Origin of the sequence: Streptomyces sp. NPDC046197 (assembly GCF_040646295.1) — a bacterium.
GTDB lineage: Bacteria > Actinomycetota > Actinomycetes > Streptomycetales > Streptomycetaceae > Streptomyces.
In genome coordinates this window covers 17,544-37,847 of sequence record NZ_JBEYZY010000013.1, presented here as the reverse complement: position 1 = coordinate 37,847, position 20,304 = coordinate 17,544, and the positions used below count along the sequence as shown (strand labels likewise).

Below are 20,304 nucleotides of genomic sequence, written 5' to 3'. Positions count from 1 at the left end.
TGGCCGGCACGACGACGCCGACGACGTGCCAGGCGAGCGTGGTGTATTCCAGGGCGAAGCCGCGGCGGTGGGGTCAAGGGCTGGTCATGGATTGGGGGTGCGGGGGGACAGGGGCGTATTCTTTGGGAGGTTTGAACAGACACCTCGTTCGGTGAGGCGTCTTCACGGACACAGGCCACTGATCCCACCCGTCGAGAGACGCTCCGGATCAGGACAGGTCTCCCCGGCCCAAGGGGTGACCCCAAGTGGCTTCCCCTTCGGGGGATCACGCCGTGGAGTGCCAAAGCTCTGACGAGTTGGGGTGCGCCGGGACCATCCGTCCCGGCTGCCCCTTGCCGCATGGCCGTGACGCCCCGTCGCGCGGCCGGGACCGGGAGGAGGCGACATGGACAGTAGTCCGGGCCATAGTCGGCCCCTCTTCGTGTTGTCCGCGCCGTCCTTCCGCGGCCCGGGACAGCCCGCTCTCCTCTGATCCGTCGGCTCATCGCCCTTGGCAGGCCGCGTACTGGCGTGCCTGCCGTCACCGGATCAGGGAGGAAGTGGGCTGCCACGGGCCGCCCGGTGCCCCGTCGTGACGGGGCAAGGGGGTGTTCATCTTGGCTGCCCACACTCTGCTCATGTCCACTTCGGCCCGTCTGCGCGACCGCCGGATTCATCTGGAGCGCCGTGCCACCGCGTCCAAGGCGGTCCGTACCTCACTGGTCTCGCTCGCCGGTCTGGTCGGCGGACCGGTCACCAACCAGGCCGGTGAGGAGGTCGGCCGCGTCGTCGACGTGGTCGCCCGCCTGTACGGCACGGAGCCGTACCCGCCGGTCACCGGCCTGATCCTGCGCATCGGCCGGCGGCGGACGTTCCTGGCCGCCGACGCCATCGGCAAGGTGCAGGCCGGACACGTGCGCCTGCGCACCGCCCGGGTCGACCTGCGCGACTTCGCCCGCCGCCCCGGCGAGGTCCTGCTCGCCAAGGACGTACTCGACCACCAGCTCGTCGATGTCGACGGAGTGCAGGTCACCCGCGCCGCCGACCTGTACCTGGCGCCCCTGGTCGACCAGATCGTGCTGGTCGGCGTGGACGTCTCCCTGCCCACTCTCATCCGCCGGCTCGGTCCGCGCCGCTGGCAGAGCCTGCCGACCCCGGAACGGGTACTGGACTGGCAGGCGATGGCCCCGTTCGCCGAACAGGCCACCGAGGGGCCGCCGGAGGTGCGGCTGCGCGCCTCCCGGGCCGCGCTGCACCGGCTGCGCCCCGCCGACCTCGCCGACATCCTCGAAGACCTCGGCCGCGCCGAACGCCAGCAGTTGCTCGGCTGGCTGGAGCCGGAACAGGCCGCCGACGCGCTGGAGGAAATGGAACCTGCGGAGCTGGAGAACCTGCTGCGCGAGGCACAGCCGGAGCACGCCGCCCGGCTGGTGGACGAGATGGAGCCGGACGAGGCCGCCGACGCCCTGCGCGACCTCAAGCCCGAGGAGCGCGAGGCACTGCTGACCCGCATGCCGGCCGGCGAAGCCGGGGAGCTGCGCCGGCTGCTGGCCCATCGGGAGGGCACTGCGGGCGGTGCCATGACCACGCTGCTGGTCACCGCCCGTCGGGATGAGACCGTCGCCGAGGTTCGGGCCCAGCTGGCCGAGCAGGCCGAGCACCGCACCGAGATCGACGCCGTCGCCGTCGTCGACGACACCGGCCGGCTGCTGTGCGACCTCGCGCTGTTCGACCTGGCCGTGGCCGAGGACACCACTCCGGTGGCCGACCTGGTGGCCTGGCAGGCCCAGTTCGGGGCGCCCACCACCGTCCGCCCGGACACTCCGCTGGATGAGGCTGCCGACCAGCTGGTCGCCGCCCGCGCCTCCTCCCTCCTCGTGGTCGACGAAAGCGACCGGCCGCTCGGCCGGATCCTGGCCGACGACCTGCTCGACGCCCTGCTGCCCGAACGCGGGCGCCTGCACTTCCGGAGGTTCCTGCAGTGACCCGCGACCACGACACCACCACCGCGACCGCGGCGGCCGGGTCCACGAACGGCGCGGCTCCCGCCCGCCGCACCGGCTGGCGGCGCATCACCATGGTCGCGGCGATCGCAGGCCCCGGCCTGGTGGCCGCGAACGCCGGCAACGACGCCGCCGGCATCGCCACCTACGCCTCGGCCGGATCCCAGTACACCTACGGCACGCTGTTCTTCATGGTGCTGGTCACCATCGCCCTGGTCATGGTCCAGGAGATGGCCGTACGCCTCGGCGCCCACACCGGCAAGGGCCTCGGCGCCCTGATCCGGGAGCAGTTCAGCCTCCGCCTGACCGCACTCGCCGTCTTCTGCCTGCTGCTGGCCAACACCGGCCTGGTCGTCAGCGAGTTCGCGGGCATCGGCGCCGCCTTCGAACTCCTCGGCGTGCCCAAGTGGGCGGTCGTCCCGCCCGCCGCGATCCTGCTGTGGGCGCTGGTGCTGTTCGGCTCCTACCACTGGGCCGAACGCATCTTCCTGATCATGTCGCTGGCGTTCTTCGCCTACCCGATCGCGATGATTCTCGGCCACCCCGACTGGGGCGCCGTCGGCCACAATCTGGTCGTCCCGCACATCGAGCCGAACAAGAGCTTCATCCTGCTGGCGGTCGCTCTGATCGGCACCACGGTCAGCCCGTACATGCAGTTCTACGCCGCGGCGGGGGTCGTGGACCGGGGCGCCAAGCCCGCCGACTACCCGCTGATTCGCGCCGACGCCGTCCTCGGTGCCGTCTTCGCCTGCATCATCAGTCTGACCATCATCGTCGCCACAGCTTCCGCCATCGGCGGTACGGGCTCGCTCGACTCCGCGGCCCAAGCGGCCGAGGCCCTCAAACCGGTGGCCGGCCAGAATGCCGAACTGCTCTTTGCGCTCGGTCTGATCGGGGCCTCCGCGCTGGCCGGCGCCGTCGTCCCGCTGTCGGCCAGCTACGCCGTAGGAGAGGCCGCCGGAGTGGAGCGCTCCGTCTCCCGCAGCTTCCGCGACGCCCCGCTCTTCCTTGGCCTGTTCACCGCCCAGATCGTCCTGGGCGCCGCGGTCGCGATGACCCCGGTGGACGTCATCCAGCTGCTGATCGGCACCCAGGTCCTCCAGGGCCTGATCAGTCCCGTCGTCCTGGTCTACCTGCTGGTCCTGGCCAACCGCCGCTCGCTGCTCGGCGAGGCCGCCAACAGCCCGCGCTACCGAATCGCCGCCACCACCGTGGTCGTCGGCGTCGCAGGCATGTCCACCATCCTGCTCGTCCAGACCGTCCTCGGCTGGTTCGGTCTCGCCTGAGCCCGCCCGCGGCGACCTGACACATCTACGGCGGCGGACAGCACCTGCGGAATCCGTACCTGCCAGGCGCCCGGGCGGGGAGAGTGGCGGCCCCTGTCCGGGCCGGTTCAGGCGACCTGGCCCGAGACGGCCGCGGCCAGTCCTGCTCGCGCAGCGGGGTGGAGTCGACGTCCAGCTTCGGGTCCTCCGCCTCGGGCTGGATGCCGAGCTGGTACGTGGAGTACTCGCCGAACGGATTGATGTGCAGGGTCAGGTACGGCGAGATGTGGGCCAGCTCCTCCGGATCGATCTCCCAGCCCTCCTCCAGCAGCCGGCGGACGATCTCGGCGATGTCCAGGGCGTTGTGGAAGATCACCGCGTTCGTGAGCAGGGCGTTGAACTTCCATCACCTTCTCCTTGTGGCCGACAGCGGCCACGTGGGCGACATGCTGCACTGAGAGCGGGCCTTCGAGGTCGAGCGGCAGGTCGAGATTGGTTGTCCGTCCGGCCGGCTCCCTGGGGCAGAGCGCTCACCGCAGGGCACACCGAAGCGATGGAGACGGCCGCGTACCGCCCGGACGGGCAACTCCCGGCCACAGCGGGACCGGACGGAACGATCGAGTGCACACCCCTCGCGCTCGGCCAGGCGATCCGGCGGATCTGCGCCGGCACCGCCGGTCAACTCACCCCGCTGCAATGGCGGCACTACATAAGGGAACTCCCGTAGGCACAGCCATGCCGCGCCTGACGGGGTCGCCGGGTCATCGTTCGGGATCTCTGTGGCAGGGCCTCGTAGTCCCGCGCCAGGCGGCGGTGCTGCATCAACCAGCCGAAGGTCCGCTCGATGACCCACCGCTTCGGCAGTGGTTCGAACCCCTTGGCCCCGCGGCCGCTGCACCACCTCCACGTCGATGCCCAGCTCGGCGCCATGGTTGGAGATGCTGCTCTGGTAGCCGCCGTCGGCCCAGACCTTGGAGACGCTGGGATGGGCCGCGGCCAGGTCGTCGAGCAGCAACTTGCCACCGGTGGTGTCGTGCACGGACGCGGCGGCGACGAGGACGGCCGGGACGAGGCCGAGGGTGTCGGTGATCATGTGCCGCTTGTGTCTCTTGATCTTCTTGTCGGCGTCGATGTCCTGGCTGGTCTCGGCGACGTTGCCCGAGGTCTTCACGCTCTGCGCGTCCACCACTGCCGCACACGCGAGAGCCCAGGGGGTGGCCACGTGGCTGTTGATGACATCGCGGTCGCCGCCGACCTCCTCGAGGCTGAGCGCGCCGAGGACCTCTTCATGGCCAACGCGCGCCGCGCAGCTATGGTTCATCCGCCAGGCACAGGGATGGTCAGCGCTACCAAATGGTAGGAGACCTCGAAGAACCACCCCGATGCGTCGGCCGGCTCCGCGGTCGTCGCGCCAGACGGCGGCGGTAGTCCGGTTGCAGGCGATTCGCGGCGGCGTAGCCTGGTTGTGGATCGGTCCTACCTGCCTCTGGAGGTGGGCGATGTTTCTGCGATTGCTGCGGCGCCGTAAGCCGCATCGGCTGATCCTTCTCGGTAGCAGCCGTCTGATCCGTGGTTTCAGCGGCGGATTCTACGACGGTCACGGATACCAGTCCTGACGCCGGGCACAGTGGATTCCTGGGGATGAACGGTGGCAGAGGACGCCGATGACCTGGCAGCCATGGCAAGGATGCTGTCGCCGTATTGCCGTGTCAGCCGGATGTCCGATGGGGCGCTGATCGCCGACTGGAAACGGACGCGTTTTCTCATGATGGCCGGGGCGGACGTCCGGAAGTTCGCCGAGGGAAGCCCTGAGGAACGCTCAGAGCTGGTTACCGTTCTCGTGCGGGCCGGGTGCGCGACCGGCCGCCGAAAGAAGCATGCGGACACGGGCGCCGTCGGGCTTTGGCTGCGCGGAGTGCACCTGCTCATCCGGACCCTTGGATTCGGGCGTGTCCTGCGTCTGTTGTCCTTGGCAGTCCCGGGTTATGAACGTGCCGACCTCCCCTCTGTCCAGGAGCTGGGACGCCTGAAACGAGCAGTGGAGACACACAGCCGCAGGAGCTGGTTCGTCAATGGCGACTGCAAGGCTGAGGCCGTGACGGCCTTCCTGCTGCTCCGGCGGCGCGGCCTGAAGGCCGTACTCCACGTCGGTGTCCGCGAACACCCCTTCGCCATGCACGCCTGGACGGCCTCGGCCGGCGTCTGCATCCCGGACGCCGATCCGCGAGGGCACGCCTTCACATCGGTGCTCGCGATCGACTGCGGGGGACGGTGACATGGACGCTCTCCACCTCGAGTGGGCTGACGGCGCACCGAGGTTGTGGACCTCCGACGCCATGAAGCGTCAGGGACTCGTGACGGCGGTCTCCTCGCCGGCCGGCACCGCGGGTGTTGTCGGCTGGGTCGGCTCGGCTCGCGACCGGTCGGGGGGAGCACACGGCCTCCTCGATGCTTTCGGCCGGAAGGGCGCCGTCCCGCCGCTGCCGGTCGGCGACTACGCGGCCGTGGTGGTGTGCCGCGACCGCATCCTTCTGTTGCGCGACGAACAGGCACGCATCCCCCTGTTCTTCCGGGTGTCGGGTGGCGTCGTGAATGCTGTGAGCACGTCCGCCCGCAGCCTGGGGAACGCGAAAGAGCTGGATCCCCGCTACTTCTGCCGGTACCTCACCGGGAACATGGCGCAGCCGCACACGGACCTCACCCCGTTCACCGGCGTGCACCGCGTCCTCGGCGGCGAGGTGGTGGAGCTGTCCCTCACCGGGCAGCTGCGCGGTCGTACGCCGCGACGCGCCCGTCCCGCCACCGACGCGCCCGCGTCGACCGCCGACGGACCCCGCCTCGACGAGGCCGCGCAGGACCTGCGCCTGGCGCTGGAGAACGCCGTAGGACGCCGTATGGGCACGACGACGGCGTGCCATGTCTCGGGCGGCACCGACTCCACCGGTGTCGCGCTGCTCGCCGCGCGCCTGCTGGCCGCGGGCCCCGGCGGCCCCCGGGAGCTCGTCCTGCTCGCCGGGCGTTTCTCCCACGGAGAGCTGGCCGCGGAGCAGCCTTACCTCGACCTCGCGCTGGAGGAGATCCGCCGGCACACCCCCGCGGTCCGCCCCGTGATCGTCGACGCCGACGACGTGGCCGACTTCGACGACTTCGGGCACCACGCGGGAGACGCGGACGAGCCCCATGCGCACGCGTTCCGCGCCCCGTTCTGGAGCAGACTCCACGGCAAGGCCGCGGAACTTGGCTGCGACACCCTCCTGACCGGCTGCGGGGCCGACCCGGTCGCCGACGCCAACCCCTTCCACCTGCACAGGCTCGCCCGCACGGGCCAGATCCGGCAGATGACCCGGCAGGCACGCGCCTGGGCCGAGGGGAGCGAACGGGGCCTGCGGGACGTCGTCCACACCTATGTGGTCCAGCCGACTCTCCCGCTCACGGCCGAACGGATCACCGCACTGTCCCGCGGCGGAACGGTGCTGGGGGGACTCGGCACCTTCGCCCGCCCCCGATGGCTGCGGCCCGGATTCGCGCGGGCTCACGGGTTCCGGGAGGCCCGCCTCGCGGAGAGCCGCTTCGTGTTCGGGCGCAGACCGGAACAGTCGCTGTACGACGCCGCCAACTACGTCGCCGCTCCCGATCCGCTGTCCTGGCACCGCGCGGGAGCGGACGGGTTCTTCCTCTCGCATCCGTTCCTCGACCCCGAGGTCGTCGCCACGATGAGCCGACTCCCTGCAGCAGCCACGTTCCGGCCGGGCCGCCCGAAGGCCGTTCTCCGCGAGGCCCTGGCAGACCTTCTCCCGGCCGCGATCCGCGGCCGGGCGGTCAAGGTCTCCTTCGACGACCTCTACGCCCGCGGCCTGCGGACACACGGCGACGAACTCATCGCCCTGTGCCGCTCCGCCCAGCATCCGCTGGTCACGGAGATGTTCGACGTCGAGACGCTGTGCCGGGCCGTGGGGGAGGCGCAGCTCGGCATGGGAGACGCGCACTCCTGGGACCGGATGAACAGTTCGCTCGCGCTGGTGGCCTGGCTGGAGCGGCTCAGTGCAGGCTCTTGATGTCCCACAGGGTCCGCTCGACGGGGCCGGCGAAGAGATCGACGAGGCCGTACCGGCTCACCAACGCCCGTTGGTCCTCTCCGGACAACTGACCGCTGTCGTCTTCGCCCTTGCGTGTGATGCTCGACTGCAGACTGGCACCGTGCGTGCCGAACGTCCAATAGATGCTGACGAATCGCGGCTCCCTGATGCTTTCGTCGATCGCGTTGTTCTCGTGCACCCGGGCACGGTAGATGAGGGAGTCGAGGCCTGCCTTCTGTTGCGCCTTCACCCATTTCGGGACGTCGCCACCACCCCAGGAGGTCGTCACGAAGGTGAGTGGTGGCTCCAGCACGAGCTGGTCCTTGCGCGCAAGGCTCGCGGTGGCATAGAAGGCCACGTGGTCGTACCGCGTGTCCACGGGTAGCTGCATCACCATGCGCGTGGTGAAGGCGTCGCTCGGCTCGATCCAGTTTCCGGGCTGCATCCAGGGCTTCGCCTCCACCAATTCGCCAGGCTGGTGGATCTCCCTGCGGGAGAGCGGATTCATCTCCCCCGTGGAGTGGGCGAATTGCTCGGCATCCCTTCGCCACTGCTGGCGGAGGCGGTCCTGGGGGCTCAGCCCCACCAGTTCCCCCATGGCGTGGACTTCCGTGCCGAGCACATAGAACCCCACATCGGCGTGGTTCTGGATCGTGATGTCGACCGGGACGGCGAACGCCTTGCGGTCCTTGCTCAACACAGCCTTGTCCACGGACAACGTGATCAGTGGCCTGGCCTCGCGCCGGTACGGCAGATAAAGGTTCTGGTAGCCGAAATTGGCGACGGCCAGGGCCGCGGAGATGATCACCGCAGCGGCCACCCGCTTCGGGGCGGGGACCGTGACCGACGTCCGCCACACTGCGTACAGAGCCCAGGCCGCCGCCGCCGTGAGCACGCCGAACACCACCGGGAAGACCACCAGATCGCCGTTCTTCAGCGTCCTGTGCAGCATCAGGGCGTCGAGCAGGAGCGCCACGAACACGCCGATCAGGGCGACCAGGCCCGAGTACTGGAAGCCATGCCCGACCCAGTGGTCCAGCGTCGCGCCGACAGCCAGGAACGTGGTGAAGGCGATCGCGATGAAGACAGCACCGGTGAGGCGACCGGGGAAGGTCAGAGCATGGGCGAAGTTGCCGAGCCCGAACCAACCCAGCAGCACCGTCGTCGCGAGGAGGACCAGCAGGGTCCCTGCCATGTCGAGCCGGGCCCGCCGGGTATTCAGCGAGGGCCGTAACACTCTCGGGTGCAAGCCGTTGTGCGGCTTGGGGGGAGTCCGCACCGATCACCTCCTGAGACCGCGGGCCGTGCCGCACATATGCCGTGCCGAGACACACGTGTGCGGCGCGGCCGCGGGGGATCCGCGGCCGCGCCGAGGGTTGTCACCATCGTCCGTGGTCACCCACGGGGGCGCCATCGGACGCCCCCGGACGTGGGACCTTGCCTTCGCCGGGCTGCGTGCGCAGCGCCCGGCCCACGGCCTGGACGAGATCCGGCATGGAGCCGCGTACGTCAGCCCAGGAGACGGAGTCACAGTTGCGGGTGTCGACGCCCTCGCCCAGGGCCTTCACGGACCCCAGGTAGGCCTTGGCGTGCAGCTGTGCGGCGGCATGGGGAGGCCGGCCGCTAACGCCTCGGCTCCCTTGACGACGTGGTGGAAGACCAGCGTCCTTCGGAAGCCTCCCCCGGCCGGCGTCTTCACCAGCGCGGTCTGCACCGCGGCGAGCCGCGCCCCGCGCACCTGGTCCGAGCGCGCCTCGGCACCCAGTAGCTGGGCGGCCTGGAGCAGGGTGTCGGCGATGTCGATGCACACCACCTGGTAGGGGGCAGATGCGTCGGTCGATGGCCTCGCAGAGGGTGAGGGTGTAGCAGCGGGCGCGCCCTGTCCCGGGTGCGGCACTCCACCGCGTGGCTGTGGTGACCGGTGCGCACCGGTGTGCACCGGTGTGCACCGGTGCGGAAGATGAACACCGCATCGGCGCGCACCGGCGATGCGGCGCACTCTCCCCGTCGTACTCGAGGCACCCGGGCGATCCGCAGTATCGAGTACGCCGCTGGATTCATCCGTCTCTTCCAGAACGCCACCGGCACATCGGCGCCCGGCGTACCCGTGGGGGAGGGTGCTGCCTCCACTGCGACGGAACCGGGCTCGCGCGCCCGCTGTGGGAACCGGCGTAGAGGTACCGGGCCCGCCGCCCGCAGGTCCGCATCAGGCCGTGAGGACGTCCAGGAGCTCCCGTACGGCGCGCTCGTGCTGGTGTCTCGCGACCGGATCGCCGCGGCGGACGGCATCGCGGTCGACGGATCGTGGACGCCTCCGACACGATGAGTGCATCGAGGCGCTGACCAGGTAGCGATCAGGGCCGCACCGAGCGCCGTCGTCAGATCCTTCCGGCCGATCTTCGGGAACCTTCGCAGGTCCTCCAGCTTCCTCGCCCTTCGCCTCAACGCCTTCAACCCAGGTTGGGAGAGGCTCAGTGTTCGTTGCCGCGTAACGTCTGGGCCTTTGGACGGACTGCATGGTGTCGACGCCGTTTGTGGGAGCTGCCATGAGTTCGATCGCCATCGCCGATTACGCACTGATTTCCGATCGTCATTCCGCCGCGTTGATCAGCCGTGACGGTTCGGTCGACTGGTTGTGTTTTCCCCGTTTTGACAGTCCATCGATGTTTGGGCGGCTGTTGGACGAGGAGGCCGGTCATTGGTCGATTCGGCCGTCAGCGTCGTGCGAGGTCTCGCGGCGCTACGTGGAGCAGACGATGGTGCTGGAGACGACTTTCCGGACTGCTTCGGGGACGGTGGTGCTGACCGATGCCCTGCTGGTGGGGGCGGACAACGGCGGCCATCGGCTTGGGGTCGGGGTGCCGCGGTTGCTGGCGCGCAGGGTCTCCGGTGTGGACGGAGAGGTGCCGATGGAGACGGTCTATCGGCCTCGCCCCGAGTACGGGCTGATCGCTCCGATCCTGTCCGCGACGCCGGGTGGAGTGACCTCACGAGGCGGCGCCGAATGGCTGGTGCTGACCACACCGACGGCGATGAGTTTCACGGACGCCAGCGCCCATGCGGCGTTCACCGTCCGTGCGGGTGAGTCGCTGTACTTCGGCATGCATCGCTCCACGCTCGAGGAGGCCCCGGCTCATGTGTGGCCTCAGGAGGAACTGGCCGGCCGGCTGCAGTCGACGATCGCCGCCTGGCGCTCGTGGTCCGATCTGCACCAGGCGTACGACGGACCCTGGCGAGAACTGGTGCACCACAGCGGCCGAGTGCTGCAGGCGCTGTCCTTCCAGCCCAGCGGCGCCATCGTCGCCGCCGCCACCACCTCGCTCCCCGAGGGCGTGGGCGGTGAGCGGAACTGGGACTACCGCTACACCTGGGTCCGCGACGCGTCGCTGACCATGGAAGCACTCTGGGTCGCGGCCTGTCCGGACGAGGCACAGGACTTCTTCTCCTTCCTGGCGACTGCCGCGCCCTCGCTGAGCAAAGAGCGGTCGCTGCAGATCATGTTCGGGGTGGGAGGTGAGCACGACCTGTCCGAGCGCACCCTGCCGCACCTGAAGGGCTGGCGGGACAGCCGTCCGGTCCGGGTCGGCAACGGAGCCTGGAGCCAGCAGCAGATCGATGTCTATGGGGAACTGCTGGATGCCGCTCACCGTCTGGCGGACCAGTTGCAGCGCATCGACGACGACACCCGGTGGTTCCTCATCGCCTGCGCCGATACCGCCGCCGAACGCTGGACGGAGAAGGACCAGGGCATCTGGGAGGTGCGGGGCGAACCCCGTCACTTCCTCTACTCCAAGGTGATGTGCTGGACGGCCCTGGACCGGGCCATCGGCCTCGCGGACCGCCTCGGCGCGCCCGCGGACAAGGTGGTGGCGTGGCGGCGGACCCGGGAGGAGATCCACGACGCTGTGCTGCGGGAGGGCTGGAGCGAGGAAGCGGGCGCGTTCACCCAGTACTTCGGTTCCACGGCTCTGGACGCCTCGAACCTGATGATGCCGATCGTCGGATTCCTGCCGGCTGACGACCCGCGTATGGTCGCCACCATCGACGCCACCGCGGAGAGGCTGACCGACGACGCGGGCCTGGTCTACCGGTACCGCACCGAGGGCGGAGTCGACGGCCTTGCCGGCGAGGAGGGTACGTTCCTGCTGTGCACGTTCTGGCTGGCCCAGGCCATGGCCCTGGCCGGGCAGGCTGAGCGGGCGAGCGGTGTGTTCGAGCAGGCGGCTGCCTACGTCAATGACGTGGGCCTGCTCGCGGAGGAGGTCGACCCGGCCACCGGCGAGCTGCTGGGGAACTTCCCTCAGGCCTTCAGCCACATCGGCTTGGTCAACGCAGCCTGGGCGATCAGCCAGGCACGCCGGCCCATCGCGGCCTGAGCAGACCACCGGGCCTTGAGGGAGGCCGCACCGTGACGGGATGGCGTGAGATGGCCGCCGAGTTCACCGGCACCGCCCTGCTGCTGTTGCTGGGCCTCAGCGCGGTCGTCGCCGACTTCGCAGCCCACTCGCCGGTGGTCGCCGCCGTTCCGAGCGCGGACCTGCGCCGATTGCTGACCGGGGTGCTGTTTGCGGGCTCGGCGACCTTGATCGTCTACTCGCCGCTCGGCCGCATCAGCGGAGGGCATATCAACCCGGCCGTCACCCTCGCCTTCTACCGGCTGGGCAAGATGACCGGGCGCAGCGCCGCCGGCTACGCGGCAGCGCAGGTCGCGGGAGCGGTCCTGGGGACGGTGCTGGTCCTGCTGCTGTGGGGCAGGTGGGCCACCGACGTGCAGCTTGGTGCGACCGTGCCCGGGACCGGGGGTGTCTGGGCCTGTCTGGCGGCCGAGGCGGCTGCCACGTTCCTGCTGGTGGCGTTGACCCTGAATCTGGTGGACCGGTCCCGTCTGATGCCGTACACGGCTGCGGCAGCCGGGCTGCTGGTTGCGACGCTGGTGTTCGTCGAGGCGCCGGTGTCGGGCACCAGCCTCAATCCCGCGCGCAGCCTGGGACCGGCTCTGGTGGGCGGCACCTGGACCGGGTTGTGGGTGTACCTGATCGCCCCGCTGGCGGGTGCGCTGGCCGCGGCGGTGCTGTACCGGCGGCGCCGCCGGCCGGTGGCGTGCGGAAAGCTCATCCACGACGACGCCTACGCCCGCCCTTTCCTGGATTGTCGCTACACCCCGCCGGAGCGGCGTGTCCGCAGGGTGCGGTCCTTGCGGCCACGCACCGGCGGGTTCCCGGACAGACGGTCGGCCGCAAACGAGGCGGTCTGGCACAAGCCTGCCGTCACCTGGCTCACTTCCACGGACGCCGTACCGACACCCGTCCGTGACCCGAGCCGCTCACCACGACCGCACCCGGCCCCAGACGGGCGCGCCGTGCAGCGGCGGCGTCCGGTGCGGCTGGTACTGCCTGTGAAAGGAACACCAACACCATGAAAGCCATCGGCGTTCTTCCCGGAAAAGCCGGCAGCGCACACCTCATCGACGTCCCCAGGCCGTCACTGGAGGACATCCCGCACGGTCGGGGAGTCATGGTCCGTATCCTGCGCCTGGGACTGGACGGCACCGACAAGGAAATCAACGCCGGGGAGTACGGCACCGCCCCTGCCGGGCAGGATTACCTGATCACGGGTCACGAAAGCCTCGGCCGCGTGGAGGAGGTCGGCCCTGCCGTCACCGAGTTCGCCCCGGGCGACTACGTGGTCGCCCGGGTCCGCCGGGCCGGCGACAGTCTCTACGACCTGATCGACACGCCCGACATGACCACGGACGACGCCTACTACGAGCACGGCATCAGCCGGGTCAACGGCTTCCTGACCGAGTACTACGTCGAAGATCCCCGCTACCTCGTCAAAATACCCCAGCGCCTCGAACACGTGGCCGTCCTGCTGGAGCCCACCAGTGTGGCGGAGAAGGGCATCATCGAGGCCTACGAGATCCAGCGCCGGCTGAAGGTGTGGCAGCCGCGCCGCGCGGCGGTCCTCGGCGCGGGAACCATTGGACTGCTCGCGACCATGATCCTGCGCAACCGCGGCCTAGAGGTCACCATCTTCGGCCTGGACGAGCCGCCCTACCTCAACTCCGACCTCGCAGAGGCCATCGGCGCCGCCTACATCAGCACCAAGCAGCAGTCCCTCGCCCAGAACGGCACCGAGACGGGTGGCTACGACCTGGTGTTCGAGGCGACCGGGTACTCGCCCATCGTCTTCGACGCCATGTGCCATCTCGTCGCGAAGAACGGCATTCTCGTGTTGTCCAGCGTCACCGGCGGCATGCGCCGCAGCGAAGTCCCCTCGGACGCGATCAACCTGGACTTCGTCCTCGGTAACAAGGTCATGTTCGGCACCGTCAACGCCAACCGCGAACATTTCGAGGCAGGCGTCCGGGACCTCGCCGTCGCCGAAGCCCAATACCCGGGCTGGCTTTCGCGCCTGCTCACCCACCCGGTCCACGGACTCGACCACTACGACGAGGCTCTCGCTGCACTCGGTGCGCCAGGTGCCATCAAAGTCTTCGTGGAAATCGCCGAAGCCTGAATGATGTGCCGAGGGTGACGGCCACAGCTCCGCCCCCCTCACTGGCTCAACCCGCATGGTTGTCGGCAGGCCCGCTCACATGGCTTCGCCCATCCTCGAGCGATCCATACGGGCACGGGTCTCGGGTTTTGCTCCCTTGCGCAGCAGGGCCAGCGCGGAGACCGGGAACAGCAGCACCGACAGCAGACCCGCACACACCAGGGCTGCCGCCGTGACAGGCGTCATCAAGCCGGAGGCCACACCCACCTGCGTGGCGGTGACCAGGAACGGCAGGGACGTGGCTTGGAGCAGCGCCACCGCCAGCGATGAGCGGTTCCCCACCGAACGCCGATACAGCAGGGCCGGCACGCCGCGCACGACCAGCAGGGCCAGCAGGAACACAGGAACCCTCAGGAGTGCCGAGGGGCTCGCAAGAAGCCCGCGAAGATCAAGCCGCAGGCCGCTGGCGACGAAGAACACTGGGATCACGAAGCCGTACCCGATGGCCTCCAGCTTGATCCTGAAGTGCGGGTGGGAGGCGGAGTCACGGTCCACCAGGCCTACGACCCCGCCCGCGAGGAAGGCCCCGAGGATGCTTTCCAGGCCGAACTTCTCCGCCAGAGCCACAAACGCCACCAGCAGCGCAACGGCCGCTCGGACCCGGATCTGCGCCGTGGTGTCCTGCAGACGCAACAGCACATCACCCACCCGCATCGAGCGTCCCGCCAGCTCGACGGCAACCGCGGCCACAGCCACCAAGGCAGCGAAAGCGACCAGCAGCACCACGCGGCTTCCGGTACTTCCGCCGGAACCGGAGAAGAACAGCGACAGCAAGAGCACCGCTGCGAAGTCCGCCACGGACGAAGCCGCGATGGTGATCTGCCCGAGGTCGGTGTTCACCCGTCCTGCGTCCTGCAGTACGGGCACCACCAGGCCCAGCGACGTGGCGGACAGTGTGACCGCGACCAGGACAGGGCTGTGCACCCAGCCGGCCGCGCCGAAAGCCACCCCGGCCGCGACACCGAGAACCACGGTGATCGCGTAGCCGAGCAGCGCGGAGCCCAGCAGGCGTCCGCGCAGCCGGTGCACGTCGATCTCCAGGCCCGCCAGGAACAGCAGGAAGGCCAGACCGAGAAGGGCCACGATCTGCACCGGCAGATCGGCCCTGATCCAGCCCAGGCCGGACGGTCCCAGGACGATGCCCGCCACGATCTCCAACACCACCGCCGGGATCCGCACCTTGGGAGCAAGCCCGAGCAGGAAGGGGGCCAGCAGCGCCACGAGGGTGACCGCGAAAAGATTCACGAACGACACGTCAGGCATGCCGAGACCCCCTTACACCCCGCACTGCTCCAGCAGGTGCAGCCACACCTCGCTCACCGTCGGGAAGGAAGGCACCGCGTGCCCCAGCACCTCCAGCGGCACCCGGCCCACCACCGCGATGGTGGCGGAATGCAGCAGTTCCTGAACGTCCTGGCCCGTGAAGGTGGCTCCCACCACGATCCGCCGCTCGGTGTCCACCACCAGCATGCTGGTGCCACCCAGCCCGTTGCCCCGCACATACGAGCCGGGCACGTCGCCGGTGCCGTACCTGACGGTGCGCACCGGCAGGTCCTGTTCGCGTGCCTGCTCCTCGGTCAGCCCCACGGCAGCGACCTGCGGGTCGGTGAAGGTAACCCTGGGAACCACGTCAGTGGCGGTGGGCTCGCCCTTGCCGATGATGACGTCGGCCGCGATCCGGGCCTGGTACTTGCCCATGTGGGTCAGCAGCGCGCGGCCGTTGCAGTCTCCGATGGCGTACAGCCAGCCACCGGACACGCCGGTCGCCCTCATGCGGTCGTCGACCTCCACGAAGCGGCCCGGCTGCAGGCCGACGCTGTCCAGACCCAGATCGGCCGTCGCCGGACGGCGTCCCACCGCCACCAGGATCTCGTCGGCGACCAGTTTCCGGCCGTCGGCGAGCGTCGCCTCCACAGGCGCGTCCGCGGCCTCCCGCCGGACTTTTTGCAGCAGGACACCGGTGACGACGGTGATGCCTTCGGCTTCGAAGGCCGCCCGCAATTCCTCGCCCGCGAACGGCTCCTCCCGCGGAACCAGGCGATCGGTCCCCTCCACCACGGTGACCTCCGGACAACCCAGCCGATGAAACCCCTGCGCCATCTCCGCACCGATCGCCCCGCCACCCAGCACCAGCAGACGCAACGGGAGCTCCTTGGCCGCGGTGGCGCCCCGGTTGTCCCACACCCGGATCTCCCGCAATCCGTCGACGGGCGGGATGGCCGCCGCGGTACCCGTGGCCAGCACTACGGCCCTGCTCGCCGTCAGCTGTGTGCTGTCACCGTCCTCGGGGGTCACCTTCACCACGCGATCTCCAGCCAGCCGCCCAGCCCCGCGCACCAGTGTGATATTCCGGTCGGCGAGCCACTTGGCCTGCCCGGTGTCCTGCCAGTGACTCGTCATGTAATCGCGCTGGGCGAAAGCAGACTGCGCGTCCACACCTCCGGTCACCGCCTCAGCGGCCCCCGGCACCCGGCGGGCGGCCGCCACCGCGTCCCCCGGCCGCAGCAGCGTCTTGCTCGGAATACAGCCCCAATACGAACACTCCCCACCCACCAGCTGCCGTTCCACCACCGCAACCGACAACCGGGCATCAGCGCACCGACCCGCCGCATTCTCACCCGCCGGTCCCGCCCCGACCACCACGACATCCACCTGCAGCTCGCGCATGTCGGCCTCCTCCACACGAACGACCCGTCCGGTTGTGTCCCCTCACCCCAGCCCGGCGTTACAGTCGCCCCGCAGCCGGCTGCACCGAATGCGGCGCATCGGCAGACCACACGCACACGCGTGGCGCCGCTCTTGCCCGTTTCTGCGGCGAGCCGTGCCGCCCAGGCTCCGGAACCGCCCGGATACTCAACCTGACGGACGGCTCCCGCATCCTGCGGCTGGAGAGCCTCCCCCCGGAAAGCGGCACCGACCTGCATGTCCGCTTGACCGCTGCCGGCCCTCACCCAGCCAACAACGACTTCGGCCATGACTTCGCCGACCTCGGCGCCCTCAAGACGACGGATGCAGCCTCCGACAGCCGAAACGTTTCACGACGCGGTGGCTTTCCGGTCGCGGAAAGCAGTGAGCAACCGGACCTGGGCCTCCTCCGAGAGCGTCTGGCGCGGAATACGACCAAGCATGCTCAACGTTTCGCGCATCTGCTCCAGATAGGTCTCACAGCCCTCGCACTCAGCCAGATGTTCCTCGAACCGCAGACGCGACCGTGTATCGAGCGACCTCTCGAGGTAGTCCGTCACAAGTTCCACGAACTCGGCGCAACTGAGACCCTCCGACTCGGCCATCACGTCACCCCACCACTGCGGATCGCAGGTACTCCTCGATGCCGGCACGCATCCGCGCACGCGCCCGGTGCAGCAGGACCCGCTGATTCACCGCGGAGATGTCCAGCATCCAGCACGTCTCGTCCGCCGAGTACCCATAGACGTCCCGGAGCTCGATCACCTCTCGCTGCCTGCCCGGCAAGCTCTCCAAGGCCCGTCCCATCCGCTGACGAAGCTCGCCCGACAACACCTGGTCCTCCGGCATCACGGGCCACCGCTCAGGAAAGACCCGCCAATGCCCGGGCCACTGGTCCTCCGGTCCACGGAATCGGTCGGGCGACACGGTAGGACCTGCCCCCTGGCTGTCCAGCACGTCCGTCGGGAGCATCCTGTGCTCCCGGAGGGCGCAGGACTTCGCTTTGTTGACCAAGATCCCCAGCACCCACGTCCGCAACGCAGAGCGCTCCTGGAACCCGTCCAGCCCTGCCAGCACCGCCAGCCACGTGTCCTGAACCACGTCCTCCGCCGACTGTGACGTCCTCACGTACACCCGTGCCAGCCTCAGCATCCCCGGAGACCACGAGGTCATGATCGACACGAACGTAACCTCGTCGCCTTCCCGGAGCCTGTGGACGGTGAGCGCATCGGCCCTGTCGGTAACCACGGCAGCCCGCCTCATACAAGTGGAGTCATCGAGCTCCATTTCGACGCTAAACCCCTCACTCCCGGCTGTCATATGGGGGCCGGGGGTTCGCGCACGATGTCTGTTGACGCTGGAGTTCGAGCCGCGGCGTAGCGCGTAGCAGCACCGGCGGGCTGAAGCTGGAGGTGCGTGTCTCCGTCCTGGGATCCCCCGAGCTGGGGCGGAGACCCGCGTAGTTCCGCTGCCGGGGCGGCGTCGTCGACGGACGGCCCCCTGGCATGGCGCCGCTTCACCGCCAGCGGGAGAGCTCCATGAGCGACGGCCTATGCGTTTGAGGCGGCCGCCAGGATGTCCCGCAAGTCCCGTACGGCGCGCTCGTGGTGGTGCTGGTCGGGGATTGCTTCGTACAGGTCCAGGGCGCGGCGGCGGACAAGGCCGGGGTAGTCGCCGGGCAGGCCGGTGAGGGGACCTCGCGGGCATTCAGACGGCGCGCTCCACCGCCGGCGGTGTGGACCCCGAGGACCTCATGACGCTGGGCGCGGAACTCGGCTACCAGACCGCGCTCACCTGGAGCGACGGCGATGCCGAGGGCCGGCTGGACGCGCTGTTCCTCGCTGCTGCGGCCGGCTCCCCGGCACAACCTCTTGCCATGCACGGCGCGGCCGACGGTGGGAATCCCCACGCGCAGCCATGGGGTTGAGAAGCACCAGAACGCGTCGTGGGCATGCACACGGCGGAACCCATCCAGCTCGATGGCTTCGGTCGGCAGTACGGCGGGCACATCCGAGTGCTCGTTCCCGATCACTGCCGTCTGCACCAGCCGCGTGTCCCGCACTACGACGACCTCCAATCGCCTATGGACAACGATGGATCGGCAAGCAGTGCGTTCGACAAGACCTGGTCAAGCGGCCATCCTTACGAGCGATTCGCACCGCGACCGGGGTGCACACTGGCGGGCTGGCGGATGTTGTCATTCTTATCCACTGCGAGGACGCCTATGAGAAGGACTCCCACCGCGCGGGTGAGGCCAACCTGATCGTGGTGAAGCACCGCGTCGGCCCTACCGCAACCATCACGGTCGCTTTCCAGGGCCACTACTCACGCTTCGTCGACATGGCGCAGGCCTGACGCGACCTTTGTAGGGTCTCAAATTCCGTATCGGAATCTTACGGTTGGTGCCGGATGGAAGTCGGATCGGACAGGGCGCAGGGACATGCCGGTCGCGCCTGTACCTCGTTCGAGAAGGCGGGCGCCCTGCTCCGGCGGAAGTACGTGTTGGGCCCGGCTCGGCGACTGGTACTGCGCGCTCACCGCCGCCATGTCAGGTATCCCTTCATCGGCCTGGAGATCACCTTCTGATTCCGGTGCCCCCGAGCGTCCTGTGGCCCGAGGTGTCGAGGTATTCCGTGCGCCGGGAACAGGCGGGCCGGCCGGCACTGTTGCATCGATCGAGGGAGCGGCGCCGCACGGGCGGGGGACACGGAGACGACAAGGTCGTTGCCCCGGCAGGATCCGGGCCCTCGGGATCGCGGTAAGCCCGCCGCGCGCTCGGACCGAGACATATTTCTGCAGGAGGACTGTTTCATGACTGACCGGCCCTTGACGCTCATGGCAGTGCACGCCCACCCCGACGACGAGGCAACCGGTACTGGAGGGGTCCTTGCGCGGTACGCGGCGGAAGGCATCCGCACGGTTCTCGTGACGTGTACCGACGGCGGTTGCGGTGACGGACCGGGGGGTGTCAAGCCGGGCGATCCCGGGCACGATCCGGCGGCCGTCGCCTTGATGCGCCGTCAAGAACTCAAGGCGAGTTGTGACGTCCTGAAGGTCAGCGATCTGGAGATGCTGGACTATGCCGACTCCGGGATGACGGGCTGGCCGAGCAACGACGCCCCCGGATCCTTCTGGCAGACCCCCGTGGAGGAAGGCGCCGCCCGACTCGCGGAACTCATGCGGCACTACCGACCCGATGTGGTCGTCACTTACGACGAGAATGGTTTCTACGGCCACCCCGACCACATCCAGGCCCACCGCATCACGATGGCGGCGCTGGAGATGACCGCGCTGACACCGAAGGTGTACTGGACGACGATGCCCCGCTCGATGATGCAGCGGTTCGGTGAGGTCATGCGCGAGTTTCACGGGGACATGCCGGAGCCGGATCCTGCCGAGGCCGCCGCGATGGCCGAGATCGGCCTCCCCGACGATGAGATCACCACGTGGGTGGACACCACCGCATTCAGCGGTCAGAAGTTCGACGCGCTGGCCGCGCACGCCAGTCAGGGCGAGAACATCTTCTTCCTCAAGATGGGCAAGGAGAGGTTCGGCGAGTTGATGGGCATGGAGACTTTCGTACGTGTCCAGGACGCCACCGGCGCGGCTGTACCCGAGAACGATCTCTTCGCCGGACTGCGCTGATCCGCCTGTCGGAGCGGGGCCCGGGAGAGCTCATCGGCGGCACGGCGCGATCAAACGTGCTCGCGCACCCGGAGGCTTGTCCGCGCGGGTTCC

17 protein-coding genes, 2 pseudogenes and 1 riboswitch are annotated in these 20,304 nt (G+C 69.2%); of the genes and pseudogenes, 11 read left to right on the top strand and 8 right to left on the bottom strand.

The features are described 5' to 3' along the window. The first annotated feature begins 136 nt into the window (after positions 1 to 136). Positions 137 to 308, top strand: a riboswitch (M-box (ykoK) riboswitch). Positions 309 to 617: 309 nt separating this feature from the next. Beyond that, a complete protein-coding gene (locus AB0A61_RS19725; protein ID WP_361293376.1) occupies positions 618 to 1,964 on the top strand; it encodes a CBS domain-containing protein in 1,347 nt (448 codons plus the stop codon). Beyond that, complete coding sequence (locus AB0A61_RS19720) at positions 1,961 to 3,268, top strand: divalent metal cation transporter (protein WP_361293373.1); 1,308 nt, start codon at positions 1,961 to 1,963, stop codon at positions 3,266 to 3,268. The genes AB0A61_RS19725 and AB0A61_RS19720 overlap by 4 nt, the downstream gene beginning before the upstream one ends. A gap of 25 nt (positions 3,269 to 3,293) precedes the next feature. Here the strand turns inward: AB0A61_RS19720 and AB0A61_RS19715 are convergent, their stop codons facing one another. Continuing rightward, complete coding sequence (locus AB0A61_RS19715) at positions 3,294 to 3,638, bottom strand: Tn3 family transposase (RefSeq protein WP_361293803.1); 345 nt, start codon at positions 3,636 to 3,638, stop codon at positions 3,294 to 3,296. A 162-nt stretch (positions 3,639 to 3,800) separates the two neighbouring features. Here AB0A61_RS19715 and AB0A61_RS19710 point away from each other — a divergent pair, with 162 nt between their 5' ends. Then, positions 3,801 to 3,974, top strand: coding sequence for a hypothetical protein (locus tag AB0A61_RS19710; protein WP_361293370.1), 174 nt, complete (start codon positions 3,801 to 3,803; stop codon positions 3,972 to 3,974). A gap of 44 nt (positions 3,975 to 4,018) precedes the next feature. Here the strand turns inward: AB0A61_RS19710 and AB0A61_RS19705 are convergent. Then, a pseudogene (locus AB0A61_RS19705) lies at positions 4,019 to 4,442 on the bottom strand (transposase); the annotation flags it as partial. 453 nt (positions 4,443 to 4,895) lie between these two features. Here AB0A61_RS19705 and AB0A61_RS19700 point away from each other — a divergent pair. Further along, a complete protein-coding gene (locus tag AB0A61_RS19700; protein WP_361293367.1) occupies positions 4,896 to 5,522 on the top strand; it encodes a lasso peptide biosynthesis B2 protein in 627 nt (208 codons plus the stop codon). A gap of 61 nt (positions 5,523 to 5,583) precedes the next feature. After that, positions 5,584 to 7,302 (top strand): asparagine synthase-related protein, encoded by a 1,719-nt coding sequence (locus AB0A61_RS19695; RefSeq protein WP_361293364.1) that lies wholly within the window; start codon positions 5,584 to 5,586, stop codon positions 7,300 to 7,302. On the opposite strand, the gene AB0A61_RS19690 is transcribed toward AB0A61_RS19695, so the two are convergent. Together AB0A61_RS19690 and AB0A61_RS19685 are read right to left on the bottom strand one after the other, a co-directional pair. Next, a complete protein-coding gene (locus AB0A61_RS19690; protein ID WP_361293361.1) occupies positions 7,286 to 8,518 on the bottom strand; it encodes a hypothetical protein in 1,233 nt (410 codons plus the stop codon). The genes AB0A61_RS19695 and AB0A61_RS19690 overlap by 17 nt on opposite strands. A 238-nt stretch (positions 8,519 to 8,756) precedes the next feature. After that, positions 8,757 to 9,197, bottom strand: a pseudogene (locus AB0A61_RS19685) (helicase); the annotation flags it as partial. A gap of 642 nt (positions 9,198 to 9,839) precedes the next feature. Here AB0A61_RS19685 and AB0A61_RS19680 point away from each other — a divergent pair. Genes AB0A61_RS19680 through AB0A61_RS19670 form a run of 3 tightly spaced genes read left to right on the top strand, consistent with a single transcriptional unit; the run spans position 9,840 to position 13,842 of the window. Next, on the top strand, positions 9,840 to 11,699 hold the full coding sequence (locus AB0A61_RS19680) for a glycoside hydrolase family 15 protein (RefSeq protein WP_361293358.1): 1,860 nt from the start codon (positions 9,840 to 9,842) through the stop codon (positions 11,697 to 11,699). A gap of 32 nt (positions 11,700 to 11,731) precedes the next feature. Beyond that, a complete protein-coding gene (locus tag AB0A61_RS19675) occupies positions 11,732 to 12,742 on the top strand; it encodes an aquaporin (protein ID WP_361293355.1) in 1,011 nt (336 codons plus the stop codon). Continuing rightward, positions 12,739 to 13,842, top strand: a complete 1,104-nt coding sequence (locus AB0A61_RS19670) for a glucose 1-dehydrogenase (RefSeq protein WP_361293352.1) — start codon at positions 12,739 to 12,741, stop codon at positions 13,840 to 13,842. The genes AB0A61_RS19675 and AB0A61_RS19670 overlap by 4 nt, the downstream gene beginning before the upstream one ends. 75 nt (positions 13,843 to 13,917) lie before the next feature. Here the strand turns inward: AB0A61_RS19670 and AB0A61_RS19665 are convergent, their stop codons facing one another. The 4 genes from AB0A61_RS19665 to AB0A61_RS19650 all read right to left on the bottom strand — a co-directional run bounded on the left by AB0A61_RS19665 (position 13,918) and on the right by AB0A61_RS19650 (position 17,853). Continuing rightward, entirely contained in the window at positions 13,918 to 15,144 is a 1,227-nt protein-coding gene (locus AB0A61_RS19665; RefSeq protein WP_361293349.1) for a cation:proton antiporter, read from the bottom strand. A gap of 12 nt (positions 15,145 to 15,156) precedes the next feature. Further along, on the bottom strand, positions 15,157 to 16,548 hold the full coding sequence (locus AB0A61_RS19660) for an NAD(P)/FAD-dependent oxidoreductase (protein ID WP_361293346.1): 1,392 nt from the start codon (positions 16,546 to 16,548) through the stop codon (positions 15,157 to 15,159). Positions 16,549 to 16,916: 368 nt separating this feature from the next. Next, a complete protein-coding gene (locus AB0A61_RS19655) occupies positions 16,917 to 17,171 on the bottom strand; it encodes a zf-HC2 domain-containing protein (RefSeq protein ID WP_361293343.1) in 255 nt (84 codons plus the stop codon). 4 nt (positions 17,172 to 17,175) lie between these two features. Beyond that, on the bottom strand, positions 17,176 to 17,853 hold the full coding sequence (locus tag AB0A61_RS19650) for a sigma-70 family RNA polymerase sigma factor (RefSeq protein ID WP_361293340.1): 678 nt from the start codon (positions 17,851 to 17,853) through the stop codon (positions 17,176 to 17,178). Between the two features lie 448 nt (positions 17,854 to 18,301). On the opposite strand from AB0A61_RS19650, the gene AB0A61_RS19645 reads away from it, so the two are divergent. The 3 genes from AB0A61_RS19645 (at position 18,302) to AB0A61_RS19635 (ending at position 20,211) form a co-directional block, all read left to right on the top strand. After that, a complete protein-coding gene (locus AB0A61_RS19645) occupies positions 18,302 to 18,493 on the top strand; it encodes a hypothetical protein (RefSeq protein WP_361293337.1) in 192 nt (63 codons plus the stop codon). Further along, entirely contained in the window at positions 18,484 to 18,921 is a 438-nt protein-coding gene (locus AB0A61_RS19640) for a DnaB-like helicase C-terminal domain-containing protein (RefSeq protein WP_361293334.1), read from the top strand. Before AB0A61_RS19645 ends, AB0A61_RS19640 begins: the two co-directional genes overlap by 10 nt. A 456-nt stretch (positions 18,922 to 19,377) precedes the next feature. Further along, positions 19,378 to 20,211 carry a PIG-L family deacetylase gene (locus tag AB0A61_RS19635; RefSeq protein ID WP_361293331.1) on the top strand — a complete coding sequence of 278 codons (834 nt, stop codon included), beginning with the start codon at positions 19,378 to 19,380 and terminating at the stop codon, positions 20,209 to 20,211. Positions 20,212 to 20,304: the final 93 nt, after the last annotated feature.